The sequence below is a fragment of the Propionispora vibrioides genome (genome assembly GCF_900110485.1).
Lineage (GTDB): Bacteria > Bacillota > Negativicutes > Propionisporales > Propionisporaceae > Propionispora > Propionispora vibrioides.
Genome location: NZ_FODY01000012.1, coordinates 37,895 through 62,399, shown reverse-complemented (window position 1 = coordinate 62,399; position 24,505 = coordinate 37,895). Strand labels below are relative to the sequence as shown.

Here is a 24,505-nt window from a genome sequence, read left to right as displayed (position 1 = left end):
TCTTTTTGGTTGCTTCGATTAGAATTTTTGCTTTAACATAATCTGATAATCGCTGTTGGAGTTGTCAGGATGGCGCTCAATTTCAAGTTGCTTATCTTTGTCCTTATCCATTTCGATCTGGACTGCCCCGCTTTTTACCTGTACGCCAGGCAGGATTTGGACTGCCCCGTCTTTTACCTGTATGCCGGGCAGGATTTGCACTCCCTTTTTCTCTTCTTTTTGCAGGTGGTAAGTCTGTTCGGACAGGTTTTCCTGTTTGCCGGCCGGAGTCAACACTTTCGTTGCGCCCAGCTGCTGTGAGCCTAGGCTGGCTTCCTTGCCGCTTGCCGGTACTGTTTCGGTTGATGGTTCGGCAGCTTTCTGACCGGTTGGTGCTGCCGGTGACGCAGCTTGACTGGCCGGTTCCTGTGAGCCGGCTGTTTGGTTGTCGGTGGCCGGTGGCGTAGAACGGTTGGAGTGGGTCAGCAGCCAGCCCAGCCAGATTACTAGCAAGGCGACTGTCAAGGCAAGCAGCTTTTTCATGGAAATCCTCCCAGAACTGGATTATGCTGCTTTGATTCGACGCAGAGCAGGCATTTTCCTTGTCTGCAGTTTTGAACTGTGAGATTAACCCCTAGTCCAGTGCATGCTGCTATATTCCGAGCGCTATGTTGTCGTCAATTGGCATACCGTCCAGGATGTCTCTTTCCTCCGCTGGTGTTACGAAATATAGTTACGCCAGCACTCTGCCATTTTAGAACTGCCAAGGTAACTAAAAAGTAAGGAATAAAAAATATAGGAATAACATTGTTATTCCTATATTTTTTAACGCTTTCAGGCGACAGCCTAGTGCAAACGGAACGAAACAGGTAACTTGGTTGTGCAGGTAATATTCTTGCCGGTTTGGAGATTTTTAGCCGGGATAAATTTCCACTGACGTACCGTTTGGACAGCCGCCTCATCCAGAGTGGGGTAGCCTGACGAACGGATAATATTGATCTCGCCAGTGCGTCCATTGGGCAAAATTTCGACCTGAAGCAGAGCCGTACCTTCCTGGCCAGCCTGACGGGCCACAGCCGGATAGGCTGGCGTGGTTCGTGATAGAACACTGGGGGCGGCGATTCCCTTGCTCTCGGCAGCAGGTATCGTAGCAGCTGGTGCTATACTGCCGCCGCTTGGGGCGGCGGCAGCCGGACCTGGGAGACCTGCTGCCGATGACGTGAGTTTTCTGCTGTTTGTCACCGGTGTATGGGTTATGGCAGCAACAGGCTGAACAGGAGCTTCTGCCTCGGCCGGACTATCGGGCAAGGCTGTGGCGTATTCCGGTTCCGACGTTTGTTCCGGCAAATCGGAAGCGGGCATCGCCGGTGCGCCGGGGGCCAATTCCATCTCCAACAGGCGTTCCTCGGGTAGTATGGGGGCAGCCAGTCCTGGGGCAAGATAGCCGGCGATGGTCAGTAAAACAAGATGCAGGCACAATGATAATGCCAGTGATTTAGGCCAGTGGTAGGAATAGCTCATGCGGTTACCTCGCTTTTTCCACGGCTACGGACACCCGGCGGGCACCTGACTGTTTAAGCTCGTCCAATACGGCAACGACCTGGCCGTAGGGCACGGCCTTATCACCTCGCAGGATGAAGACAATATCCGTTTGCTTGTTCAGTTCCAGACCGACTCGTTTTTTCAGTAATTCTAAGGGCACTTCCTCCTGGTCGAACAGAATTTTGCCTGTTTCCAACACGGTGATGGTGATGCTTTGTGGTTTATCCTGCTGGGCACTGGCCGCTTGCGGCAGATTGACTGGGACGGTATGCTGCTCCACCATGTACAGCGTGCTCATCATGAAAAATACTAAGAGAAAGAAGATAATATCAATCATGGGGATAATCATCAATTGCGGCTGGTTTTCCACCCGCAGACTACGCAATTTCATGGGCATCTCTCCGGCTGGCTTTTTTTATTAAGGTGGTGTCAATAACCAGGGCTGCCAGTTGCTCGATATCGGTGATCTGACGGTTGACCCAGCGGGAAAATAGCGCGTGGATCACCAGAGCCGCAGTTGCCACGCTAAGACCGGTGGCCGTGGCAATCAAAGCTTCACCGACACCGCCGGTGATAGCCATTGGCTGTCCGGTTTGGACATTCAGCACGCTGAACGACTGAATCATGCCGATGACCGTGCCTAACAAACCGAGCAAAGGAGCCAACGTAACGATCATGCTCAATTCATCCAAATGCTCTCGTAGACGGGCTGCTGCCAAAGTAGCGGCGCTTTCCAGGGAGTTATCAACCTGGCTGCCCCGTTGATGGGCCTGTAGGCCGGCCTGGGCGATTCGGGAGAACAGATTCTTGGTTTGATCGCAAAGCTGGAGGGCATCAGTGAAATGCTGCTTTTCCAGTAACGACTGCAATTTTTGCTGGAATAGGCGGCTGTTGACGGATATGCTGCGATAGTATAACAGTCGTTCTATGGCGATAGTTAGGGTAAATAACGAGCAGGCGGATAACACATACATGACAGGGCCACCTTTGTGAAACAGGTAAAGGGCTTGGTTTATTAGTTCCATCGGTTTACTCCTTAGAGATAAGTTTTGCAGGAAAATAAGCGTTCCTGCTTAGTCGCTGCAGAACCGGCGGGAGTGTTTCTAATGCGGACAGTTAATTGCCGGAATACGATAACACTCGCGAGACCAAGCGCAAGTGTGGTCAAATCAACGCCGGCTGTCAGCCAGTCACCGGCTGACAGGGACGGAATGAGGCCGACGTGACTGGTCAAGGCGTTTATGACCGGCAGGCCCAGGCAAAGCAGGGAAAAAACGCCGGTTTGTTCACGCCAGGCTTGAAGAGAGGGACGGAAGCAAGCGTGCAGCAGTGATAGGAACCACAGACTGAAGAATACGGTGATTTCCGTGCTGCTTCGGTCGGTCAGTGCTGTCGGCAGCAAGCGGTTGCCCCAGAGATAGCCGACGCAGGCAAGGGAGGAACCCAGAACGGCTGTGATATTGAGTGCTTCAATACTGCGGTAGGTTATGCGGGTTAATTCACTGCGCAGATAACGGCTGCGGCGTTTTACTGTAAAGAAAATAAGTCCGGTGGCGATCATAACGCAGCTTGCCAAACCGGCGATGAAATACAGCCAGGGGATGAGGTGGCCGCCGAAGCGGGCAACATGCAAGCCGACCAGTGTGCGGTAGATAGTGACGGCCGGTGTCCAGGTATGCTGGCTGCCCAAAAGCTGTCCGGTTACTCCGTCAAAGGAAACTTTTTCACTCATGGCGGTTACCGTATCGTCTACGGTACGGTAAAAGGTGACCACCGCCTGGCGGTCGCCGGGATGGGTCACCCGTACAAAGGCAATTTTGCCCTGACCCAATTCCTGTTCGGCCTGGGGCAACAGAGAAGTTAAGGAAATGAGTGTGCCCGGCTGTTTGACCGGGGGACGGTCAAAGTTCTGCGATGCAATGAGCGCCGGACCTTTCCAGGCACTACCATATAACACTTGCGGGACAGGCAGTAGCAGAAAAAGGACAATGGTCAGGCCGGTATAGGTGATCAGAGCCACGAAGGGCAGCGTCAGAACGCCGGTCATAGTATGGGCGCTGAACCAGTTTTTTCGCCAGTGAAAGGCAAAAAATTCTTTAAAAACCTGCTTGCGGATCACGATGCCCGATACCAAAGCGGCCAGCATGACCGCGGAGGCTAAACTGACCAGCCACAGGCCGGCCTTGCCGCTGTGCAGTTCATAATGGAAGTGGGCGAAAAATTCGCCGCCTTCGGTGTTTCTAACCGGCAGAATCCGTCCTGTGCCCGGATCAAGATGCCGTTCCAACTGGGTGTTGCCCTTTCGCCAGACTACTTCTAAATCAGGGTGGCGTTTTTGCGGCAGTTCGAGCATCCACATATCGGCGGTTGGGGCAAGCTGCCGGAGTGTTTTGTCGGCCGAAGCCACGCTTTGGAGCGGCGTGGCCGGAGCCTGCCTGATTTCAGGCTCCATCCAATAAGTCAGTTCCTGGGCAAAGATCGAGAGCGTGCCGGTCAGAAAGATGACGAACAGCAGCCAGCCGAAGACCAGGCCGAACCAGGTATGAAATTCGCTCATGCCCTGCCGGAACAGTGAGTTTGCTTTTAGTGATGTCATAGTAGGCCTCCTTCAGCGCAGCCAGACGGCGATGATAATAAGAATCGTGCAGCCCAGTGTGGCGCACAGCAGTCTGTGCCAGATAAACTGGGCGGTAGCGCCGGAAAAGGTCCAGATAAGCAAAGCCGGATAGAGTATGGCAGGCAGCAAAGAAGTGAAAAACAACGCATCGGCTTTAGGCAAAGGCAGCAGCAGCACCAAGGCCATAGTGGTGCTGAGCAGCAGGGTATAGCCGCCGGCCAGAGCTGCCAGTATACGCAATACGGTTTGGGTGGTTTTATCCTGCCCTGCGAGCCGGAGTTTAAGCTTGCGGGCCAGCAGGTGCAGGGAGTTTATTACCGGCTTAGTCATAGTTACAGGTTCCAGGTGGCCGATAACTTAAAGGTACGAGGGCCGCCTAGTGTTACATAACCATCGGAAAAGGCGCCAGACCAATAATGCTTATTGAAGATATTCTCTACATTGGCCCGGAAGGTGACCGGTGTGTGGTCGACTGTGGTTTTGTAACGGGCGCCCAGGTCGAAGCGGACCGAACTGGGGAGTTTGACGGTATTACCGCTGTCGGCGTATTGTGTGCCGGTATAGACTGCCAATAGGGACAGTGTTAGATCACGGTTCCACGGCGTATCCCACTCGGCGCCGGCATTCATCAGCCATCTGGGTGTGCCATAGGGAACCTTGCCCTGGTTAGAGGCAGCACGGGTTACTTTGGCGTCAAGGTAAGTAATACCACCTAAAAGCCGCACATGCTCGGAGACGTTGCCAAAGGTGTTCCATTCAACTCCTTCATGCCTTTGTTCACCGTCATAGGACTGTACGGAGTTTTCCACCAGGCTATTTGGTTTATTAATCTGGAAGAAGGCCAGTGTGTTGGCAAATTTGCCTTGATCCCATTTAACACCGACTTCCTGTTGTTTGGTTCGGTAGGGGGCCAGTACTTGGCCATAATTAGAATAACTAGTGTTAGAAACAACTGTGCCAGGTGAGAGTGCTTCAATATAATTGGCGTAAAGGGATACGGAGTCTCCCCAAGGTTTAACGACTAACCCGATAACCGGTGTGGTAGCATCCGACTCATATGAGGAAGTTAGTGCTCCGGTATTAAGCGCATAGGAATAGGTTTCCACGTTTTGTTTCCGAAGCCCTAAAGTCAGTTCAGTCTTAGCTTTGTCAAAAGACAGTGTATCACCGAAGAATAAACTGGAAAGATTGGTTTCGCTGGTTTTATTAGGACGGGATGGAGTAGAAAGTAATGAGTAATAGGATGCAAGAGACGTAGGATTATAAAGATTTGTTTGAATACCGGTTATGGAGTTATACGTTGATGCGGAATCGGTATCGGTTTGGTTATAACCCAAATTAAGCTGATGCTTGACCGAGCCGGTCTGATAGTTGGCCCGTATGCTGAAATCGGCGGAGGTGGTATCGGTCCAGAGGTATTGGTTATATAAGTTGATGGTAGCTGTTCCATCACTTTTCAGGCTACGGATATGGTTACCGGTAATGTAGCCGGTGGAAGTGCTGGCTAGCTTGCCGATACTGGCGTAAGCTGTTATATTGTCCTGCAAATCGTATTCGGTCTTAAATAAAAAGGCATTGTTGCGAAGGGTGCCATAGGCACCCTTCAGCAGATTGGTTGAACCGTCCGGTGCGTCGGAATAGCTATATTGTTTAGTCGTGGAATTTTGATAAAAATTGTACATCGATACCGAGCCATTGTCATAGCTTTCCTGGGAACCGTAGGCGTCCAGCGTAGTACGCCATTTATCCTTGGTATAGTCGATAGCCAGAGAGCCAAGGAGGCGCTTTTTCGACTGGTCGTCGATTTCCGTTTCACCGTCTTTATATACGCCGTTGAAACGGACGCCCAGTTCTTTATCTTCACCGAACCGACGGCTGATATCAATGTGGCCGCCTAATTGAGTCTGAGAGGTATAGTCGGTGGTAAGGGTGGTGAAATCCTCCTCGGCAGCGCGTTTGGGAACCAGGTTTATGGCGCCGCCGACCGAGGCATTGACGCCGCCGTAAAGCAAGGCGGCAGGGCCTTTTAAAACTTCCACCCGGTCAACAAATTCAAGCGGCACTCGCCCTTGCGGCGCCAGGCCCGCCATGCCGTTAAAGTAAATGTATTCGTTGTTTACCGTCAAACCGCGAATAGTGAAATTCTCCATTATATGTCCGTCGGAGGTGCCGAAGCGAACAGAAGAATCACTCCGTAAAATATCCTGCAATGTGCTGGCCTGACGGTCTTCGATGGCCTGCGAGGTGTAGCTGGTGATACTGAAGGGAGTGTCCATAAAATCCCTGTTGCCCAGTACACCTAAGTTGCTTTCCCGGGCTACCTGACCGCCGGCGTAAATGGGGGAAGTGGTACGCAGGCGTTTAGCCGTAACCTCGATACCTTCTAAATTGAATTCATATTGACCAGAATCTTTGGCGACTTTTTCTTCTGTTGTGTGCCCGGTAGCCGGAACGGCCTCCGGGCTTTCCTCCCCATAGCCTAAAACAGGCGTATGCCAGAACAAACTGCTGCCGATAAAGGCGCAAAGCAGCCGTTTCTGGGTAGCCGATAGTTTTTTCTTGCGCATATAGTTGACTCCTCTCCTCTGTCTGTACTTTCCCGTAGGAATTGTTGCTGAAAATATAAATGATAATCAATATCAATTAAGTATGGCATCCAATAGCATACCAAAGTTAAGGTACAGGAGTAAATGGAGATATTTCTTCTGTAACATGGATTTTTTTCCGGTGAGAGTGGGGGATGAGTAATTGCCAAGGTAGTATAAGATACAGTCAGATGTTACAGCGAAACAACTACAAAAAATATGATCGATATTGATTATCAATATCGATCATATTACAATAGAGGCATATATCTTGCAATAAAGGAGGCCTTTACAAAGATGAGTGTGGATATTTCAGAAATGGCACAGTATTATGCCAAAGTAAATATCAGCATAATTGATGTGGTTAGGGTTACTGTGCCTCCTGGCAGGAAATGCTTCGGTGTGTACACGCCACCCTTCTCGGGATTTGTTTTTCCCCTGCGTGGAAGAGCGCGCATGTTTTTTGACGGTGTTCCTTATGAAATGGAGTACGGTAAGATTTTTCATGCCGGCCCGAATATGTCGCTGGATAAAGAGGTGTTGGGAGATTCGGAGTGGGATTTTATGGTGCTTCATTATCAGGCCGATGATCAGATAATCGACAAAGTTTCTTATGGACAAGCTCATTTTGAGTTGGAGACAGGCAGCAACACCCGGATCAATGATTTGTTGCACCGTTTACATAAACATTGTGCCACGTCGGAGCCTTTCCTGGCTTTACGGGTTAAAGTGCTGTTTTTGGAAATGATGAGTGAGATACTGTTGAGTGCGAATAACCAAAGCCGCGAGAGCGGGCGGGAGATGGTGGAAAAAGCGGTAACCTATATGAATATGTATTATATGGAGCCGCTTACCATATCGCAAATTGCTGCGCAATACGGATTAAATAACAAGCAGTTTACGTATTTGTTTCAGCGGCATACCGGTATAGGCCCTACTGAATATCTGATTCAGCAGCGGATCGGTCGTGCCCGGGAGTTGTTATGCACGACCCGTTGCTCCGTTGCGGAGATTGCCGCCTGTGTCGGCTATGCCGATCCGTACTATTTTAGCAAGCTGTTTAAGAAACGTACGGGAGTTTCGCCCAGTTCATTTAATAGAAGAAAAGGACAGTAAGACAGAATGTATTTTATTTTCGGCAATATTTTGAATAACATTTTTGTGAAGCCGCTGTCCGCTATGACTGGCACTGACTTCGAGTAATAACGTGACTGTGAGGATCGCAGGCAAAAGCCGGTATTGGCAAATGGTAAAGTGTGTTTTTATCTATATACAAATTTTTAGAGGATCTATATAATGAATACATGGTTGACTTTCATTTAAGTAACTAAATATACTGCAGGGAAGAAGGTTGAGTGACATGGAAGGGCATTTGATTTTACGGCTGTTATTGGCAGGAATCTTTGGCGCAATAATAGGTTTTGAGCGTAAAAGCAAAAGGAAAGAAGCCGGACTACGAACTCACTTTTTAGTGGCTGTTGGCAGTGCTTTAATCATGATCATATCAAAATATGCGTTTAATGATATCCTTTCTGAGCAAGGGATAGCACTGGATCCCAGTAGAATTGCTGCGCAAGTGGTCAGTGGAATTGGATTTCTAGGCGTAGGGACTATTATTATTCAACGCCATTCGGTCCGGGGCCTTACTACGGCTGCGGGATTATGGACCACCTCCGGCATTGGCCTGGCGGTTGGTGCAGGAATGTATTTATTGGGCTTGGTTGCCACCATCCTGGTATTGCTGGGCTTGGAAGTACTAACCAAGTTTCTGCAGATTTTTTTGCCTAAATATGTTCAAATGGCTGTTGATCTTAGCGATAAGGCGGTCATCGGTCAAATTATAAGTGCTCTGAGTGAGAGGGAAATTGAAGTTTCGCTTTGCGAATCGAAGATCCCGCTTAAGGAACATGGCGATGTTCAGCTTGTTCTAAAATTAAATGCCTTAGTGCCCAGGGGCTACGACACTAACAAATTATTGGAAGAAGTGCAATTGATGGCGGGAGTGTGTGCTGTACGCTTTATATGATAAGCGCAGGTTACATAAAAAGAAAAGATGGAATAGGATATATAAAACGGGCAAGGGAGAATTATTATGTATCCTAAATATCCCTATTATGATAAAGTGAAGAAATGTGAGGAGCAGCCTATTTCATTTCCACCACAGCATCAGGAACGGCAGCCGGGATTGGAATATATTATGGAGCCGCCGCCTATCTCGGAAAATCCGGATTACCGGGGCAGTGACAAACTAAAAGGAAAAGTTGCAATTATAACAGGTGGCGACAGCGGTATTGGACGTGCTGTTGCCATTGCTTTTGCTAAAGAAGGGGCAGCGATTGCCATTGTATACTTGAATGAGCAGCGCGACGCCAATGATACGGCAAGGCGGATTGAAGAATTGGACGGAGAGTGCCTGCTGCTTGCCGGTGATATGCGAGAGGAGCCTTTTGCCGGTTATGTGGTGGAACAGACAATGCAGTGTTTTGGCAAGCTGGATGTACTTGTCAACAACCACGGGGTGCAGTTCCCTCAGTGCAGCATCATGGATATTTCGGCAAGGCAGTTGGAGGACACGTTCCGTACCAATATATTTTCTTTTTTTTATATGACCAAAGCCGCTTTACCTTATTTAGGTTCCGGCAGTTCCATCATTAATACCGCCTCGGTTACGGCATATGAGGGGAACCGGTATTTAATTGATTATTCGTCGACCAAAGGGGCTATCGTGAGTTTTACGCGATCCCTGTCACTTTCCCTGGTAGGCCAGGGAATCCGGGTGAATGCCGTGGCCCCGGGACCAATCTGGACTCCTTTGCAACCGGCAAGCTGGCCGGCCGGTTATATTGCCACGTTTGGCACCGATACCCCGATGAAGCGTCCCGGCCAGCCCTTTGAACTGGCCCCGGCCTATGTCTATCTGGCTTCTCAGGATTCCTGCTTTGTTTCCGGCCAGGTATTGCACGTTAACGGTGGCGTGATTACTGAATCGTAACCCCTTGTAGCGTAAAAGCAAGGAGGCGGAAGCAACGGAAACTAAAAGTTTTTTCGACCCTGTATAGAAGTAAACTATACAGGGTCTTTTTACACAGAAATGCATTTACAGGAAGATGGGGCGGCAATATATTTACACACTTAAAAATAGAAGTGCCGGCAAAGCCCGACTTACGGTCTTTTACCTGCTAATTAGTGTTTTATGGCATAGAATTTGCATTTAAATAGTTATGAAACTCTATTGATTAGGAGGAGACTTATGAACGTATTGCAAAAAGCGCTGGACAAAATAACGGAACAAATGACAATATCGGATGAACAAATAGAAAAGATAGCGGAGAACTTCCGCCGGGAAATGGTAAAAGGCCTGGCCGGTGGCAAAAGTTCTTTGAAAATGCTGCCGTCTTTTATCACAACACCGGCAGGAACCGAGTCCGGTACCTTTTTGGCCTTGGATTTTGGTGGCACCAACATAAGAGTATTGCTGGTGGATTTATTACAGGACGGAAATTTTATAGTACGGGAGCAGAGGATTAAACAACTCAAAGACGAGCAGGGACAGTATGACTATCTGTATAGCAGAGTGTCCGGTGAAGTACTGTTTGATTTTATTGCCGATCATATTGCCGGTATAGCCGGACCGGAGAGTGCCTACTCTTTGGGACACACGTTTTCCTTTGCCTGTGCCCAGACCGCTATAAATAAAGCGACCTTGCTCCACTGGGGAAAAGAAATTAATGTCACCGGTGTAAAGGGGGTTGATATCAATACCCTGCTTACCGAAGCGCTGGTAAGGCGCGGCTTGCCTGCTGTAAAGCCGCAGGCAATTACGAACGATACGGTAGGAACGCTGCTGACCGCCGCTTATGGCGATCCCTATGCCGATATCGGTTCGATCTGTGGTACGGGACATAATACGGCTTATCTTGAGACGCAGATGCCTGAGTGGCCGCCAATGATTATTAATATGGAATCAGGTTTTTTTGATGCTATGGAGACGACCTGCTATGATGATGAGCTTGACCGGGCAAGTGAGCAGCCAGGTACAATGCGGCTGGAAAAGATGGTTGCAGGCTGCTATTTGGGCACTCTGCTGCGGATTATCACCCGCCATTTGCTGCCAGAGGGGCTGTTTGCCGCTTGCCGGCAAGCAGCGGAGGAAATACTGGAGCAACAGGGCAGCATTTCCAGCCAGGATATCTCGCTTTTACTCGGCGACCGGAATGCTGATTTGGCAGAGGTGGCCGGTTGGCTGGAGAAAAAGCTGAAGCTTACGGTTTCTTCCCAGGAAGACCGCCTGGCTATGGTCAAAGTGGCCGGTGTGATTGCCGTCCGGTCGGCCCGGCTGGTAGGGGCGACGTATATCGGTATTCTTAAGCACATTGATCCCCGGTTGGAACAAAACCATACCATTGCTATCGATGGCTCGCTATATGAAAAACTGCCGGGATACGCCAAGGAGATTCGCCGGGTGATTGATGGGGTACTGCAGGAAAAGGCAAAACAGGTACAGGTGAGACTGTCCAAAGATGGCTCCGGCGTTGGAGCGGCGATAGCGGCGGCAATTGCCGTTAAACGGCAGACATGATGAGCTTTCCTGGGCGGAGGAGATCCGGTGGTAGAAATAGGTCATGGCGGGAGTAGTAAAGAGGCCGCCGTATTAAGAGAATCGTAATAGCTTTGTTTTGGTTCCCTGTTCGGCCTTTTCCGGAAAAATACGTTCCGAAGGATGAAAAATTGCCGGCTTACGTTAAGAAATCCGCGCTGTGCCCTTTGGGTATTTGTTTGAGCGAAGCGAGTTTACGGATTTTAGTAAGCCGGCAATTTTTCACATGATCAGAAAGCATAGACCTTCTGATCATAAGTAAGAACGACTAAGGCTTCTGTCTACGTCCTTAGGGATTCGACACAAGCCAAGTCTTTTCTTAAGTTTTTTGGAAGGCAGGCCTAGCTTTTGGGTCCCTTTGTGGCAATGACAAAGGGACGACAAGCTAGTTTCCACACATACAGGCTATTATAATAAAAAATATTTTGCTACAGCCTATTACTGTGGCTGTAGCAAAATAAATGGCCCTTGCTGCTCACGAAGAGCGCAAGGGCCATGACTTATTCAAAAACGACAATCGCGTCTTTGCGTTTGATTCTAAGAAGAACGGTTTCCAAAACACGCAGTGTGTGATTCAGTTTTTCTGGTCCCAGATAACCGGTAATCAGGTCCTGGCCAATGACCAAGTCCAGGTTTTGCGGTTCGGCGCAAACCAGTACGGCTTTATTGTTGCCCAGGGCCGGAGTCTGGTATACCTGACCGTCCAGCAGTTCTCTTACGCGGGCAATTTCCAGTAAGCCCGTATTCGGCTGCAGCCGTTGTAGTTGGCGGTATAAATCGGGACTCAGCGTTAAAGCAAACTTGCCGACAAAGCCTTTCCCAGCAAGCAGTTCCAGCGCTTCGGCAATATCGGAAAAAGCATTTTCGCCGACTTTCCAGTCTTTTTTGGTCAGTGTATTCACGCCGGCTGCTGTAGCAAGGCCTTCGTAGCCAAGTTCTTTATTGCCCAGGAAGATCAATTCGTCTTCCTTTCTGGCGCAAACAGCGGCGGCACCGGCGGCTGTTGCCACATCGAGGGGAAGTCCTGTTTGCTTGCTTTGCTCCACATCACGCCAGGGAATGGAAAAGTCCTTGTAAAGCAAGGGAATTTCCAGGAACCTTCTGCCCTGGGTTTTTATCACATCCGTATCGTCGCTGTCGCCGAAGAAATCGGCATCGCCTTGGCCGACTGAACCGTAGTCGTCAATATGTACGCTTTGCGCACCGGCGCCCAACGGCCCGTAAATATGGATGAATTTCCGGCCCGTCAGTACCTGGCGAGCGGTGTTCACGACAAGACTATCAATTTTTTCCCATTGCTGTTCGGAGAAAGGAGCATCATCCCGTAATAAAAACTCCATGTTCTATACCTCCTGACTATTTTTGAATCAGACTGCCAACGGTAGTGTGGGCAGTTGTTATTTTTTCCACTTTTTCGGAACCGCCGATACCCAGATCTTCCAGCATTTCCTTTACTTCCGCTTCGCCGGAAGCAAAATGCTCAGCTTCTTCCGGGTCCAAATAACGGAGTAACGCCATCAATTCTCCGACATGAGCTTTTTCCTCGTCACGGATATCGCCAATGACTTCTTTTGCCACAGGATCGTCTGTTGCCTGCACATGAGCATCATAGATGTAGATCGCTTCCAATTCACCGGCGATATCCAGGCGAATGGCTTGAATCAGCTCTTCTTTAGTCAATTTCCGGTTTACGTTTCCCTGAAAGGGGTTTGCAAAATTTGGCATTGTATAGACCATCCTTTCTTTGTTTACATAGGGTTATATAGCTCACTGCCGCCGGTAAGCGGCAGAATCACCCGACATATGATGTTGGAAAAATATTCATATTATTATTATAACATAGTATTGTTTTTTATCAATAATCAATCTCCGGAAAATGCTCGGATAAAAGGCCATATCATTAGTATATGTCGTTGCTGGCAGTATCAAACCCAATGGCGGCTATAAAATAAAAAACAACAGCCTTTCTTGACGAAAGAAGACTGTTGTTTGCCGGGCGATTATTTAATTACGATTAAAAGCATTTTAAAAGCTTCGACCGCTTCCAGACCGTGAGGAACATTGGCCGGCATCACGATGGTTTCACCGGCTTTTACCAAGTGTTTGTCTGTGCCGATAGTGATTTCTGCCTGGCCGTCGAGCAGGTATACCATAGCATCGCCAGGTGCTGAATGGGTACTTACCCCTTCTCCCTGGGCAAAGGCGAATACGGTAATGCTGGTTGTTGGATTTTGTACCAGCGTCAGGCTGATTACCTGTCCTGGCTGGTACTGGACCAGATCGCTCAAGGTCAGGGCGGTGGCAAACTCGATGTTTTTAATGAACTTTTTATCCAATGCAATCACTCCTTGCGATTTGTCGCTGTGGTATTTTATCTACCTATAGTATACCGCCGGGGAATAGTTTCTAACTGTGACGGGCATCACAATATTTTACAATACTTTACTTTCGGAGACGAAGGAGAGGCTTGCGCCCGGCCGGTTTGCTGTGCTGTGGCGGGAGTGTCAAAAAAAAGGAGGCCGACATATATTATCCTGTAGCCGGAGGCGCAGCTTGCTAATACTCTGGGTCACTTACATCATTAGGGAACCGCTGATTTAATGAGCCTGCCGGCCTGGCGAGAGATTTTTTCGGCTGACAAGGAAGTAAAAACCGCAGGAATAGCAGTCCCTATTTCAAGGTTTTGCTGACGCAGCCAGCCGAAAAAAGATCGGTCAGGATGTGCAGCGTGAATAAATCAGTGGTTTCCTTGAGAAGGTTGCAAGGATTTTTTTGTCTTCCGAGGCGGAGGAGCCGCGCATATCGGACATATGTAAGGCGACGACAACGAAGCAGGGTGAAAAAAGAGTGCAGGATTATCCAGGTGTTTAGGTGGCACAGAGTACTAGTGTCAGGATAAGAAGACATCTATCTTTTTTTATATATTGATAGTCCAAGGAGATGATAGTCGTGTGTGGTATTGCCGGATGGATTGATTGGGAGAGAAATTTAGCGGAAGAACAGCATACATTATCGGCCATGGTAAAAACAATGGAAGCCCGTGGCCCTGATGCTTCAGGGACCTACATCCGCAATCATGTGGCTCTGGGACACCGCCGTCTGAGTGTGGTAGACCCGGAAAATGGTGCGCAGCCAATGACACGCAAGCGTGGCAAGCGTACCTTTACGATTACGTATAACGGGGAGCTCTATAATACACCGGAATTGCGTCAGGAGCTGGAGTCCAGAGGATATCTATTTACCACCAATTGCGATACCGAGGTGCTGTTGACGGCCTATATGGAATGGGGGCCTGCCTGCACCGAAAAGCTGAACGGGATTTTTGCCTTTGGCGTTTGGGATGAGGAAAATCAGGAGTTATTTCTGGCCCGGGACCGTATTGGTGTCAAGCCGTTGTTTTATAGCGTGCGTCGCAGCGGTTTATTGTTCGGTTCTGAAATTAAGGCACTGCTGGCCAATCCACTGATCAAGCCGGAAGTGGATGCGGAGGGTTTAGCCGAGATCTTGTTTATCGGACCGGCCCGTACACCGGGACACGGCGTATTTAAAGGCATCCGTGAGTTGAAGCCGGGGCATTGCCTGGCGTATAACCATGCCGGTGCCAAGATCCGGGCTTACTGGTCCTTGCAAAGCCACGACCATGAGGAAGATTTCGATAGTACCGTCCGTACTGTGCGAGAACTATTGGCCGATACGGTAAAGCGCCAATTAGTGGCCGACGTGCCGGTTTGCACCTTGCTGTCGGGCGGACTGGATTCCAGCGCGCTCACCGCCTTGGCAGCCGATCATTACAAAGCGGCGGGACTTGGTCGGCTGCATACCTATTCGGTGGATTACCTGGATAACGACAAGTATTTCAAGGCCAGCAGTTTCCAGCCTAATGCCGATGCCCCATGGGTGCTGCGCATGGTGGAAGAGCTGGGTACGGTGCACCATAATATTCTGCTGGATACGCCAGAGCTGGCCGGCAGCCTGCCGCGGGCGGCGATTGCCCGTGATTTGCCGGGCATGGCGGATGTGGATACTTCTTTATATCTGTTCTGTCGGGAAATTAAAAAAGGCGCCACCGTGGCGCTATCAGGTGAGTGCGCCGACGAAGTGTTCGGCGGCTATCCCTGGTTTCGCCGGGAAGATATGATCTCGGCCGATACTTTTCCCTGGTCGATGAAGCCGGAAATCCGTCTGGAATGGCTGTCTCCCTCGGTTACGGCCAACTTAAAACCGCTGCAGTATGTGGCGGAGCGATATCATGAAGCGCTGCAGGAAGTACCCCGGCTGCCCGGTGAAGACAGCTACGCCGCCCGGATGCGGGAAATTTTCTATTTGAGTCTAACCCGTTGGATGCCTACCCTGCTGGATAGGAAGGACCGGATGAGCATGGCTTTCGGCTTGGAGGTGCGGGTGCCGTTTTGTGATCACCGGATTGTGGAATACGTGTGGAATGTGCCTTGGGAAATGAAAAATTATAAAGACCGCGAAAAAGGGCTGCTGCGGCAGGCGCTCACCGGACTTTTGCCGGAAGATATTCTGTGGCGGAAAAAGAGCCCCTATCCCAAGACACATAATCCATCCTATTTACAGGCCGTAAGAAATCGTGTCCGGGAAATCCTGGATACGCCGTCCTCCGATCTGCGCTATCTGGTCAATGAGCAAAAAATCCGGCAGATGATGGAAGAAGAAGGCGATGTTGTATTTAATACGCCCTGGTTTGGTCAGTTGATGGCCGGACCGCAGATTTTTGCCTATCTGATCCAGATAGATGCCTGGCTGAGGGAATATAAGGTGAATTTGGTATAGCCGGCAGTTTTCTGCCAGGCGTGTCTGAGAATTAACGGAATGTTCCATGGCGAGTGCTTTTTGCGGTAGACAAGGCAACATTTTGAAGGAATAGTGGACCCTATTGCAAAAAATGTTAACGAAGTATAGTGCAAAAATCACCGTCAGGGGGCGTTTCGGATAGTTTTTAGACACGCCCTAACATCCATAAAGTGTAAATGACGAACCGGAACAGACATGATATACTATGTTATGTAACCTAAACTGCTATTTCATAGAGAGGATGTTAGAACGAAGATGAAAACCATGCATACCAAAGCAAGAGCATTGGCCGTTTGCGCGTTGGTTTTGTTTATGTTTGCCCTGGCTGGTTGCGGCGGCGGAAGCTCAAACCTGAAACGGGAAAGCGGACTGTCGGCAACAGGGGTTGTGGATACCTTCTATAGCCTGGCCAAAGCTAATAAAATCGACGAGGCAGGACTATATGTCTCTTCTTCTTCCAAAAGCAGCGCCCAGGCGGTAAAACAGTTTATTTCCGATAACGGTGATTTAAGTCAGATTAAAAAATCAAACCTGCTTTCGATTAAACAGGCGGCAGCCCAAGGTAACTATGCCGTTGTGGTCGCCACACTGCAAGAACAGGGAACACTTAGGATTACTGTGAAACCGGTGGGTCTGGAAAAAGTAAACGGCGAATGGTATATTGTCGATTTTAATCAAATTTACCAGAACGCCAAGTATCAAGTGCTGCAACAGTTATTGGAAAACGTGAATTTGTAAATATGGTGAACAGGCAACCCTGCGTAAGCAGGGTTGCTTTTATATTACCTTTTTTTAACTGATGCCAGCGGAAGGGTTACTTTTTTTAAAACTAACTGTTTCCTTAATTTCAATAAGCAGGAAATTAATTGGCAGGGGAGTATAGTAGTTGGTAAAAGGATTTACTATTTTTAAACTTTTTACAGATGTTACTGGAGTGTTTAAAAATAGTAAAAATCAAAAAGAAAATTAAAAAACTGTAATTAAATCTGCAAAAATGGTAAATGATAAATATTAAATTTGTAAGTTCAGTTACAAATTTTAAAAGAATAATGCCTGGATATGCTGGATTTTACTTGTATAGTAACAATTTTAGCAAAATGTTGGCACGTTTATTGCAGATATAATAGGCAGGAGGGCTGGAAGTGAAAGATAAACTCCGCGATATCATACTGCAAGAGAACCGCAAAGAACCCTTTACCGATATGGAGCTGAGCGACAAGCTGGCTGTAAGCCGCGAATATGTGACACTGTTGCGTAAAGACTTGAATATTGCCGACTCACGGGAACGTAAAAAAACGTATATCTGTGAGGCAATCAGCAATCTATTGGCCGGCAACAGACAGATGGCTTACCGTGAGCTGGCTCAGACTTTGAAAAAAGAAGGGTATCAGGTTTCACGCTATTTGCTGGATAAATATCTGGAAGAAGTGGAAGAGCGTGCGCCGGTTCAGCGGGTTGCCGACAATACGGGCACTTCCCTGGAAAAGGCTTCGAAGGTCGTACCGGAAGCGGATGGAGGCCACTATATGGCTTTCAGCAATCTGGTAGGCGCCAGTGGCAGTCTGGAAATGCAGATTCAGCAGGCGAAAGCGTCGATGCTGTATCCGCCCAATGGATTGCATTGTCTGATCCTAGGCGAAACCGGGGTAGGGAAAAGTGAAATGGCGGAAGCTATGTACAAATTTGCGGTGGAAAGCAAGCGCTTGCCGCCGGAAGCCCCGTTTATTGTCTTTAACTGCGCCGACTATGCCGATAACGGACAGCTTTTGATTTCACACCTGTTCGGCAGCGTGAAAGGGGCGTACACCGGTGCGGTCAGTGATCGCAAGGGTTTGGTGGAACAGGCCCACGGCGGTATTTTGTTTCTTGATGAAGTCCACCGGCTGACCTCGGAAGGCCAGGAGATGCTGTTCCATCTGATGGACAAAGGGCGGTTCCGCCGGTTAGGCGAATCGGAGTTTGTCCGTGAAGTGCAAGTGCAGCTTATTGCCGCCACAACGGAAAATGTTGAAACTTCGCTATTGGCAACTTTTAAACGGCGGATTCCGATGATTATTGAAATGCCGTCGCTTAGAGAACGGCCGCTGAATGAACGCCTGAAACTGATCAAGACCTTCTTTGGTTACGAATCCACGCGGATGAATGCGCCGATTCACGTATCCATGGATGTGATAAAATCATTTTTGCTTTATGAATGTCTGGGGAATATTGGTCAGCTTAAGAGTGATATTCAGGTAATTTGCGCCAAAAGTTTTCTGGCCTTTGTCATGGAAAAGGATGAATGCGTCAATATTGATGTCCGGGACTTAAATGTTCATGTCAAAAAGGGACTTATGAAAATCAACAGCAAACGTCAGGAAATTGACACGCTGATTTGGCAGGATTTTAGGTTTAGTCCGGAACGGCATCATATTTCAAATAATATCGAAAATGACATTTATAGTTTTTCCAAAGAATTTTACGGTTATATCGAAAAGACGTATACCGAGTACTTGGAGCAAGGCTTAACCACCCATGAAATCAGCCGTGTGCTGGGCAGCCAGATTGAAAAGAAGCTGCAAACGGTTATCAAGCACGTAAAAGGCAGTTTGTCGCCGATTTCGCACGATGAGGTGGCCAAGGTAGTCGGAACCGAGACAATTGCCCTGGTGGAAGAACTCCTGAAGATTGCCGAAGCGGCGCTGGGTAAAATGGATGCCTCCATCTTCTATTGCCTGGCGATTCATCTGAATGCCACCTTCAACCGGCTGAAACAAGGCAGGGAAATTGTCAATCCGAATCTGGAAGACATCAAGGTAAAGTGCAGTGAAGAATATACCGTGGCTTTGGCCATGGTGGACTATATTAAGAAGTATTACGGCCTGGAATTGCCGGAGGATGAAGTCGGGTTTATCGCGCTTTATCTGCATGGCAACAAGGAAGAAGACGAGGCCAAGGTCGCTGTTTTGGTGGTCACTCATGGCAATGCCGGCAGCGGTATGGTGGAAATCGCCAATAAGCTGCTCAATGTCAACCATGGTAAGGCTGTAGTCATGAATCTGGAAGAAAATCCCCATGAAGTGCTTGAACGTATGGTTTCGGTGGTGCATGCCGCCGATGAGGGAAAAGGCGTGTTGTTGCTGGTGGATATGGGCTCGCTCCTCACCTTTGGTGAGATTATTTACGAGCGCACCGGCATTCCGGTTGAGACGATCGACCGGGTGGACACCGTTATGGTCATTGAGGCCATCCGGCGCAGCCTGCTGCCCGGCTCCACATTGCGGGATGTCGTATACGCCATAGAAACTCTGAACTACACGTTTAAGAAAACCCGGGTGAACCAAAACCTGCCGAAGCGTCAGAAAGCTATTATATCCCTGTGCTTAACCGGGGAGGGAATGGCAATCCACTGCAGCCGTTTATTAAAAAAGATGCTGGGGGACAAACTGAAAGACGTAGCCATTATTCATATGGGAGTTATCGGCAAAAGGGACCTGTACAAGCAGATTCAGGAAACGATGAACCAGTACGAAATTGTGGCCATTATTGGCAGCATCGATCCCAAATATTATGGTATTCCTTATGTGTCGATGGAGGATCTGCTGAATGTCAACGGCAAAGAGCAAATCATCAATCTGCTGGATCATGGCAGCAAATTCAGCCTGATCAGCGGCTACCACAACCTGATTCCCAACGTGGTTCGTGAAGCTAAGATTGTGATGATGCCTGCTATTAAGACCAAACAGGAGCTTTTGAAGGTTCTCTGCGACAGCATTATCAAAGAAGGCTACGTGAAGCCCGGCTATTATGAAGCCGTGCTGGAACGTGAAAGCATGGGCAGCTATGTCATCAATCAAAAGGTCGCCCTGCCCCATGCTGATAGCAGCTATGTGAATCATTCTGTTGTTGTGATAGCCAAAATGCCGGAACCGATTGTCTGGGACGAGGAAAGCCAGGTATCCATTATCTGTCTCCTGGCTCTCGACATCAATGGCAAAGACGGTGTGCGCTATTTATACAATACATTTAAAAACGATGAACTTGTAGCACAATTGGAAAAGCTGCAAAGTGTACAGGAATTTAGGGAGGTCTTACTGAATGAGCAAGATTAATTTTACCGAAACATTGATACTTACCGGCATAGAAGCCAAAACTAATATGGAAGTATTGGAATGTATGGCAGCCAACCTGTGTGAACAGGGTATGGTAAAAGAAAGTTATAAACAGGCAATCAAAGACAGAGAAAACAATTTTGCCACCGGATTGCCGACATCCAGTGTGGGTGTAGCCATACCCCATACGGACATTGAACATGTCAATCAAGCTGCCATTAGCGTAGGCGTCTTGAAAGAGGAAGTCAATTTCGGCATCATGGGAGAGGAAGAAAGTACTGTCCCGGTAAAAGTGGTGTTCATGCTGGCGATGAAAGAAAGCCATGCTCAGCTTGAACTGCTGCAGAAATTGATGCAAATTTTTCAGGATGAAAGCGCACTGACTACACTAGCAACCGCAGCTTCCAAAACAGTAATTAGAGAACTGGTCAGTGCAAAACTTGGCTTGGAAGGAGGTGAATAATAATGGCTAGAAAAGTTGTATTGGTAGCTTGTGGCACTGGGATTGCAACCTCGACCGTTGTATCTGAAGCAGTGGGTAAAATCGCGAAAGAAAACAAACTGGACGTGGAAGTGGTACAGTGCAAAATTACCGAAGTCCCCGGTTATGTAGAACGCGCATCACTTTTGGTAACTACTACAATCGTTAAACAGGAATTCCCGTTCCCGGTTATTAATGCCAGAGCTTTTTTAACTGGTATTGGTCTGGATGCTGTTAAAGCGCAAATTCTCGATGAACTAAAAAAATAATATAAAGAGTAAATAGTATGGAGGGATTGCAGTGGAAAATTTAATTCCTATGTTTCAGGCATTTTTGGGCCTAGGCCCGACGGTAATCTTACCGGTAGCCGTTTTCTTCCTGGGTATGCTGTTCGGTCAGACTCCCGGCAGATCGTTCCGTTCAGGTCTTATTATTGGTGTTGGTTTTACAGGTATTTTCATGGTGGTTGACCTGCTGGTTTCCAATTTGGCTCCGGCAGCGCAAGGCATGGTACACCGTTTCGGTATTGGCCTTAATATTATTGATATCGGCTGGCCGGGTGCAGCAAGTATTGCCTGGGCATCTCCGGTAGCAGCTTTGGTTATTCCCGTAGGTTTGGTTGTAAACATCATCATGCTGGTTACCAAAACGACGAAAACGATGGATATCGACCTTTGGAACTACTGGCATTTTACTTTCTGCGGCGCGTTTGTTTATTCTTTGAGCGGCAGCTTGGCCCAAGCCTTGATTGCAGCAGTTATCTTCGAAATTGTTGTTTTGAAAATTGCTGACTGGACAGCTCCGTTGCTGGAAGAATACTTTGAATTACCCGGTATTTCCGTTCCGACAGGCAGCACCGTTTCCTATGCTCCGATCGGTATTCCTCTTGTTTGGCTTATTCAGAAAATTCCTGGAATTAAAGATCTTCACGCTGACCCGGATACAATCCAAAAACGTTTCGGTATTTTCGGCGAACCGATCTTCATGGGCTTGATCTTAGGTTGCGTACTTGGCGGTTTGGCTGGTTATGATCTTGGCAAAATCGTTAAAGTCGGTGTGGCAATGGGCGCTGTTATGTTCCTGATGCCGAGAATGGTTAAAATTCTGATGGAAGGTCTTATTCCTATCTCGGAATCGGCCCGTGAATTCCTGAGCAAGAAATTCGGTGAAAAAGATGTGTATATCGGTCTGGATGCTGCTGTTGCAATTGGCCATCCGTCCGTTATCGCGACTGCTTTGATTCTGGTTCCTATTACGATTCTGCTGGCTGTTATTCTTCCTGGCAATAAAGTGTTACCGTTCGGTGACTTGGCTACCATTCCGTTCATCGTATGCTTCATCGTTGGTACTGCCAGAGGCAACATCATTCACTCCGTTATCGCCGGTACCGTTGTACTCGCTATGTCGCTCTACATGGCAACCGACGTGGCTGTGTTCCATACCCAGATGGCTGTGGACGCCCACTTCAAAATGCCTGAAGGAACCAATCTTATCTCCAGTATTGACCAAGGCGGTAACTTGATTCACTGGTTGATCTATAAATTATTCGCTTTGTTTAACTAGAATCTAGTCTTATAATTGAATTAACAGGCGCTTTCCTGGGCTGGCATTTACGGATGCCAGCCCAAAAGGCGCATAATAAACAGACATTGGAGGGGATTTCATGAAAGCGTTGGTAAAACAAGAATTGGGTCATGGCAATTTGATTGTTGTCGACAGAGAAGAACCAGCAGTAGGCCCTAATCAGGTTAAAATTAAAATTAAATTTGCCGGCATTTGCGGGTCTGACCTGCATACGTATGAAGGAAAGTACAAGGTCGCTGTTCCTGTTACCTTAGGCCATGAATTTGCTGGTGAAGTAGTGGAAGTGGGCGAAGGTGTAACGGAATTTAAAGTCGGTGACCGCGTGACTTCGGAAACTACCTTCCATATTTGCGGCGAGTGCAGATATTGCAAGTCTCAGGACTATAACCTCTGCAGTCATCGTAAAGGCCTGGGGTCACAGGTTCATGGTGCCTTCACCAACTATCTGATTGCCCGCAAGGAAAGCGTACATATGCTTCCGGAAAATGTGGACTACCTGGCTGCCTCCATGACCGAAGCAGTAGCCTGTGCCCACCATGCCGTGATGAAAAGCAGTGTAAAACCCGGCGATGTAGCTGTCATCTTGGGACCGGGACCCATTGGCCTTTTGGTGGCCCAGATTGCCAAGCATTATGGCGCCAAAACCGTGATTACCGGATTGTCCAAAGACAAAAGCAGACTTGATAAAGGGTTGAGCCTGGGCGTTGATGTGGCGGTAGATATCCAGACCCAGGATTTAAAACAGATTGTTAATGATTTAACCGATGGTTATGGTGCTGATATCGTGTTTGAATGCACCGGTGCACCGCCTTCCTTAAATACAGGTTTGGACCTCTTACGCAAGCAGGGCGAATACGTGCAGGTCGGCATTTTCCCGCAAGCGGAAATCTCCACCGACTTTGAAAAAATCATTCAGAAGGAAATCCGGGTGATGGGCTGCCGCAGTCAGAAACCGGCCGACTGGGAACCGTCGCTGCATCTGATGAACATCGGTGCCGTAAAAGCTCATGAATTGGTATCTCACCAGTTTAAAATCAACGAATGGGACAAAGCCTACGACGCCATTAAAAAAGGCGAAGCGATCAAGGTCGTGTTGGCTCCGCTGGAAGAATAGGAACAATTGGCAAAGTAATTCCTGCTGGTTTTAGCAAAAATTCTTTGTAAACAAAGGAGAATGACTTTTACAAATGTAAACAGTCATTTCTTTTTGTGAAAAAAATTTAATTCTCCCTGTTTTTTTATCGGGAAAGATAGTATATAATATAACTATATTCCAGGCATTACCGTTATGCCTATTGTGCGGCAACGGTAATTGTGGATAAATAAGAGGTAAGAAGCATACTCTATTTCCAACAGGAACTAGAGATACTTAAACGAAAGGTGAATGCGGATGAATACGACTGAGCTAAAGAAAATAGCCACTAAAGTAAGAATTAACATCGTTGATATGTTAGCTGCTGCAGGATCCGGCCATCCGGGCGGATCGTTATCGATGACCGACATACTGACCGTGTTATATTTTACGAAAATGAACATTCGGACTAATGAACCTAAATGGGAAGACAGAGACAGATTTGTCCTGTCCAAAGGCCATGCAGCACCCGGCTTGTATGCCGTGCTGGCTGAAAGAGGCTTTTTCCCGGTGGAAAACCTCAAGACCTTAAGAAAATTCGAGTCCACGTTACAGGGCCATCCGGATATGAAGAAAACTCCCGGTGTCGATATGTCGACCGGTTCTTTGGGACAAGGCCTGTCTGCCGCTAACGGCATGGCTATTGCCGGTAAATTGGATAAAAAAGATTATCATGTCTATGCTATTGTCGGCGACGGCGAACTGCAGGAAGGCCAGATTTGGGAAGCAGCCATGTCTTCGGCTCACTACAAACTGGATAACCTGACTATATTTGTTGACCATAACGGCCTGCAGATTGACGGCACCAACGAAGAAGTTATGAACGTAAACCCGGTAACTGATAAATTTGCCGCTTTTGGCTGGAATGTCATCTCCATTGATGGCCATAATCCGGAAGAAATCGGTGCCGCCATTGATCAGGCTAAAACGGTAAAAGGCAAACCGACCGTTATTGTTGCCAAAACAGTAAAAGGCAAAGGTGTTTCCTTCATGGAAAACCAGGTCGGCTGGCATGGCAGTGCGCCGAACAAAGAACAAAGAGATCAAGCAATTGCTGAATTAGAAGGGAGCCTGTAAGC

General features: G+C 48.1%; 22 protein-coding genes. 12 read left to right on the top strand and 10 right to left on the bottom strand.

Going from position 1 to position 24,505, the window contains the following annotated elements; all coding sequences use genetic code 11:
* Window positions 1–18 precede the first annotated feature (18 nt).
* From BMW43_RS11110 to BMW43_RS11080, 7 genes are all read right to left on the bottom strand, one after another.
* Entirely contained in the window at window positions 19–522 is a 504-nt protein-coding gene (locus BMW43_RS11110) for a hypothetical protein (protein WP_091747133.1), read from the bottom strand.
* Between the two features lie 303 nt (window positions 523–825).
* On the bottom strand, window positions 826–1,500 hold the full coding sequence (locus BMW43_RS11105; protein ID WP_218140654.1) for an energy transducer TonB: 675 nt from the start codon (window positions 1,498–1,500) through the stop codon (window positions 826–828).
* A 4-nt stretch (window positions 1,501–1,504) separates the two neighbouring features.
* Window positions 1,505–1,912 (bottom strand): ExbD/TolR family protein, encoded by a 408-nt coding sequence (locus BMW43_RS11100; protein ID WP_091747130.1) that lies wholly within the window; start codon window positions 1,910–1,912, stop codon window positions 1,505–1,507.
* Complete coding sequence (locus tag BMW43_RS11095; RefSeq protein ID WP_091747127.1) at window positions 1,899–2,546, bottom strand: MotA/TolQ/ExbB proton channel family protein; 648 nt, start codon at window positions 2,544–2,546, stop codon at window positions 1,899–1,901. Before BMW43_RS11095 ends, BMW43_RS11100 begins: the two co-directional genes overlap by 14 nt.
* 11 nt (window positions 2,547–2,557) lie before the next feature.
* Window positions 2,558–4,117: a PepSY-associated TM helix domain-containing protein gene (locus BMW43_RS11090; protein WP_091747124.1), complete on the bottom strand. Its 1,560-nt coding sequence runs from the start codon at window positions 4,115–4,117 to the stop codon at window positions 2,558–2,560.
* Window positions 4,118–4,129: 12 nt separating this feature from the next.
* Window positions 4,130–4,468, bottom strand: coding sequence for a hypothetical protein (locus BMW43_RS11085; protein ID WP_245732372.1), 339 nt, complete (start codon window positions 4,466–4,468; stop codon window positions 4,130–4,132).
* A gap of 2 nt (window positions 4,469–4,470) precedes the next feature.
* Window positions 4,471–6,705, bottom strand: a complete 2,235-nt coding sequence (locus BMW43_RS11080; protein ID WP_091747121.1) for a TonB-dependent receptor — start codon at window positions 6,703–6,705, stop codon at window positions 4,471–4,473.
* A gap of 315 nt (window positions 6,706–7,020) precedes the next feature.
* Between BMW43_RS11080 and BMW43_RS11075 the strand changes: the two genes are divergently transcribed.
* The 4 genes from BMW43_RS11075 (at window position 7,021) to BMW43_RS11060 (ending at window position 11,302) form a co-directional block, all read left to right on the top strand.
* Window positions 7,021–7,839, top strand: a complete 819-nt coding sequence (locus BMW43_RS11075) for an AraC family transcriptional regulator (RefSeq protein WP_091747118.1) — start codon at window positions 7,021–7,023, stop codon at window positions 7,837–7,839.
* Between the two features lie 244 nt (window positions 7,840–8,083).
* Window positions 8,084–8,749, top strand: a complete 666-nt coding sequence (locus tag BMW43_RS11070; RefSeq protein WP_091747115.1) for an MgtC/SapB family protein — start codon at window positions 8,084–8,086, stop codon at window positions 8,747–8,749.
* 66 nt (window positions 8,750–8,815) lie between these two features.
* Window positions 8,816–9,715, top strand: a complete 900-nt coding sequence (locus BMW43_RS11065; protein WP_091747112.1) for an SDR family oxidoreductase — start codon at window positions 8,816–8,818, stop codon at window positions 9,713–9,715.
* Window positions 9,716–9,973: 258 nt separating this feature from the next.
* On the top strand, window positions 9,974–11,302 hold the full coding sequence (locus tag BMW43_RS11060) for a hexokinase family protein (RefSeq protein ID WP_091747109.1): 1,329 nt from the start codon (window positions 9,974–9,976) through the stop codon (window positions 11,300–11,302).
* 518 nt (window positions 11,303–11,820) lie between these two features.
* Here the strand turns inward: BMW43_RS11060 and BMW43_RS11055 are convergent.
* From BMW43_RS11055 to BMW43_RS11045, 3 genes are all read right to left on the bottom strand, one after another.
* Window positions 11,821–12,660 carry a family 1 encapsulin nanocompartment shell protein gene (locus tag BMW43_RS11055; protein WP_091747107.1) on the bottom strand — a complete coding sequence of 280 codons (840 nt, stop codon included), beginning with the start codon at window positions 12,658–12,660 and terminating at the stop codon, window positions 11,821–11,823.
* Window positions 12,661–12,676: 16 nt separating this feature from the next.
* Window positions 12,677–13,045 carry a demethoxyubiquinone hydroxylase family protein gene (locus tag BMW43_RS11050; RefSeq protein WP_091747104.1) on the bottom strand — a complete coding sequence of 123 codons (369 nt, stop codon included), beginning with the start codon at window positions 13,043–13,045 and terminating at the stop codon, window positions 12,677–12,679.
* A 275-nt stretch (window positions 13,046–13,320) separates the two neighbouring features.
* Window positions 13,321–13,656: a cupin domain-containing protein gene (locus tag BMW43_RS11045; RefSeq protein ID WP_091747101.1), complete on the bottom strand. Its 336-nt coding sequence runs from the start codon at window positions 13,654–13,656 to the stop codon at window positions 13,321–13,323.
* Between the two features lie 613 nt (window positions 13,657–14,269).
* Here BMW43_RS11045 and asnB point away from each other — a divergent pair.
* From asnB to BMW43_RS11005, 8 genes are all read left to right on the top strand, one after another.
* Complete coding sequence (gene asnB, locus BMW43_RS11040) at window positions 14,270–16,117, top strand: asparagine synthase (glutamine-hydrolyzing) (RefSeq protein ID WP_091747098.1); 1,848 nt, start codon at window positions 14,270–14,272, stop codon at window positions 16,115–16,117.
* Between the two features lie 276 nt (window positions 16,118–16,393).
* Window positions 16,394–16,876 (top strand): hypothetical protein, encoded by a 483-nt coding sequence (locus BMW43_RS11035; RefSeq protein WP_245732371.1) that lies wholly within the window; start codon window positions 16,394–16,396, stop codon window positions 16,874–16,876.
* A 404-nt stretch (window positions 16,877–17,280) separates the two neighbouring features.
* Window positions 17,281–20,229 (top strand): sigma 54-interacting transcriptional regulator, encoded by a 2,949-nt coding sequence (locus tag BMW43_RS11030; protein ID WP_091747095.1) that lies wholly within the window; start codon window positions 17,281–17,283, stop codon window positions 20,227–20,229.
* Entirely contained in the window at window positions 20,216–20,692 is a 477-nt protein-coding gene (locus BMW43_RS11025) for a PTS sugar transporter subunit IIA (RefSeq protein WP_091747092.1), read from the top strand. The genes BMW43_RS11030 and BMW43_RS11025 overlap by 14 nt, the downstream gene beginning before the upstream one ends.
* Before the next feature lie 2 nt (window positions 20,693–20,694).
* Window positions 20,695–20,979, top strand: a complete 285-nt coding sequence (locus BMW43_RS11020; RefSeq protein WP_091747089.1) for a PTS sugar transporter subunit IIB — start codon at window positions 20,695–20,697, stop codon at window positions 20,977–20,979.
* 49 nt (window positions 20,980–21,028) lie between these two features.
* Window positions 21,029–22,273, top strand: coding sequence for a PTS galactitol transporter subunit IIC (locus tag BMW43_RS11015; protein WP_091747275.1), 1,245 nt, complete (start codon window positions 21,029–21,031; stop codon window positions 22,271–22,273).
* A 100-nt stretch (window positions 22,274–22,373) separates the two neighbouring features.
* Entirely contained in the window at window positions 22,374–23,408 is a 1,035-nt protein-coding gene (locus tag BMW43_RS11010; RefSeq protein ID WP_091747085.1) for a zinc-binding dehydrogenase, read from the top strand.
* Between the two features lie 276 nt (window positions 23,409–23,684).
* Window positions 23,685–24,503: a transketolase gene (locus BMW43_RS11005; RefSeq protein WP_091747083.1), complete on the top strand. Its 819-nt coding sequence runs from the start codon at window positions 23,685–23,687 to the stop codon at window positions 24,501–24,503.
* Window positions 24,504–24,505 lie beyond the last annotated feature (2 nt).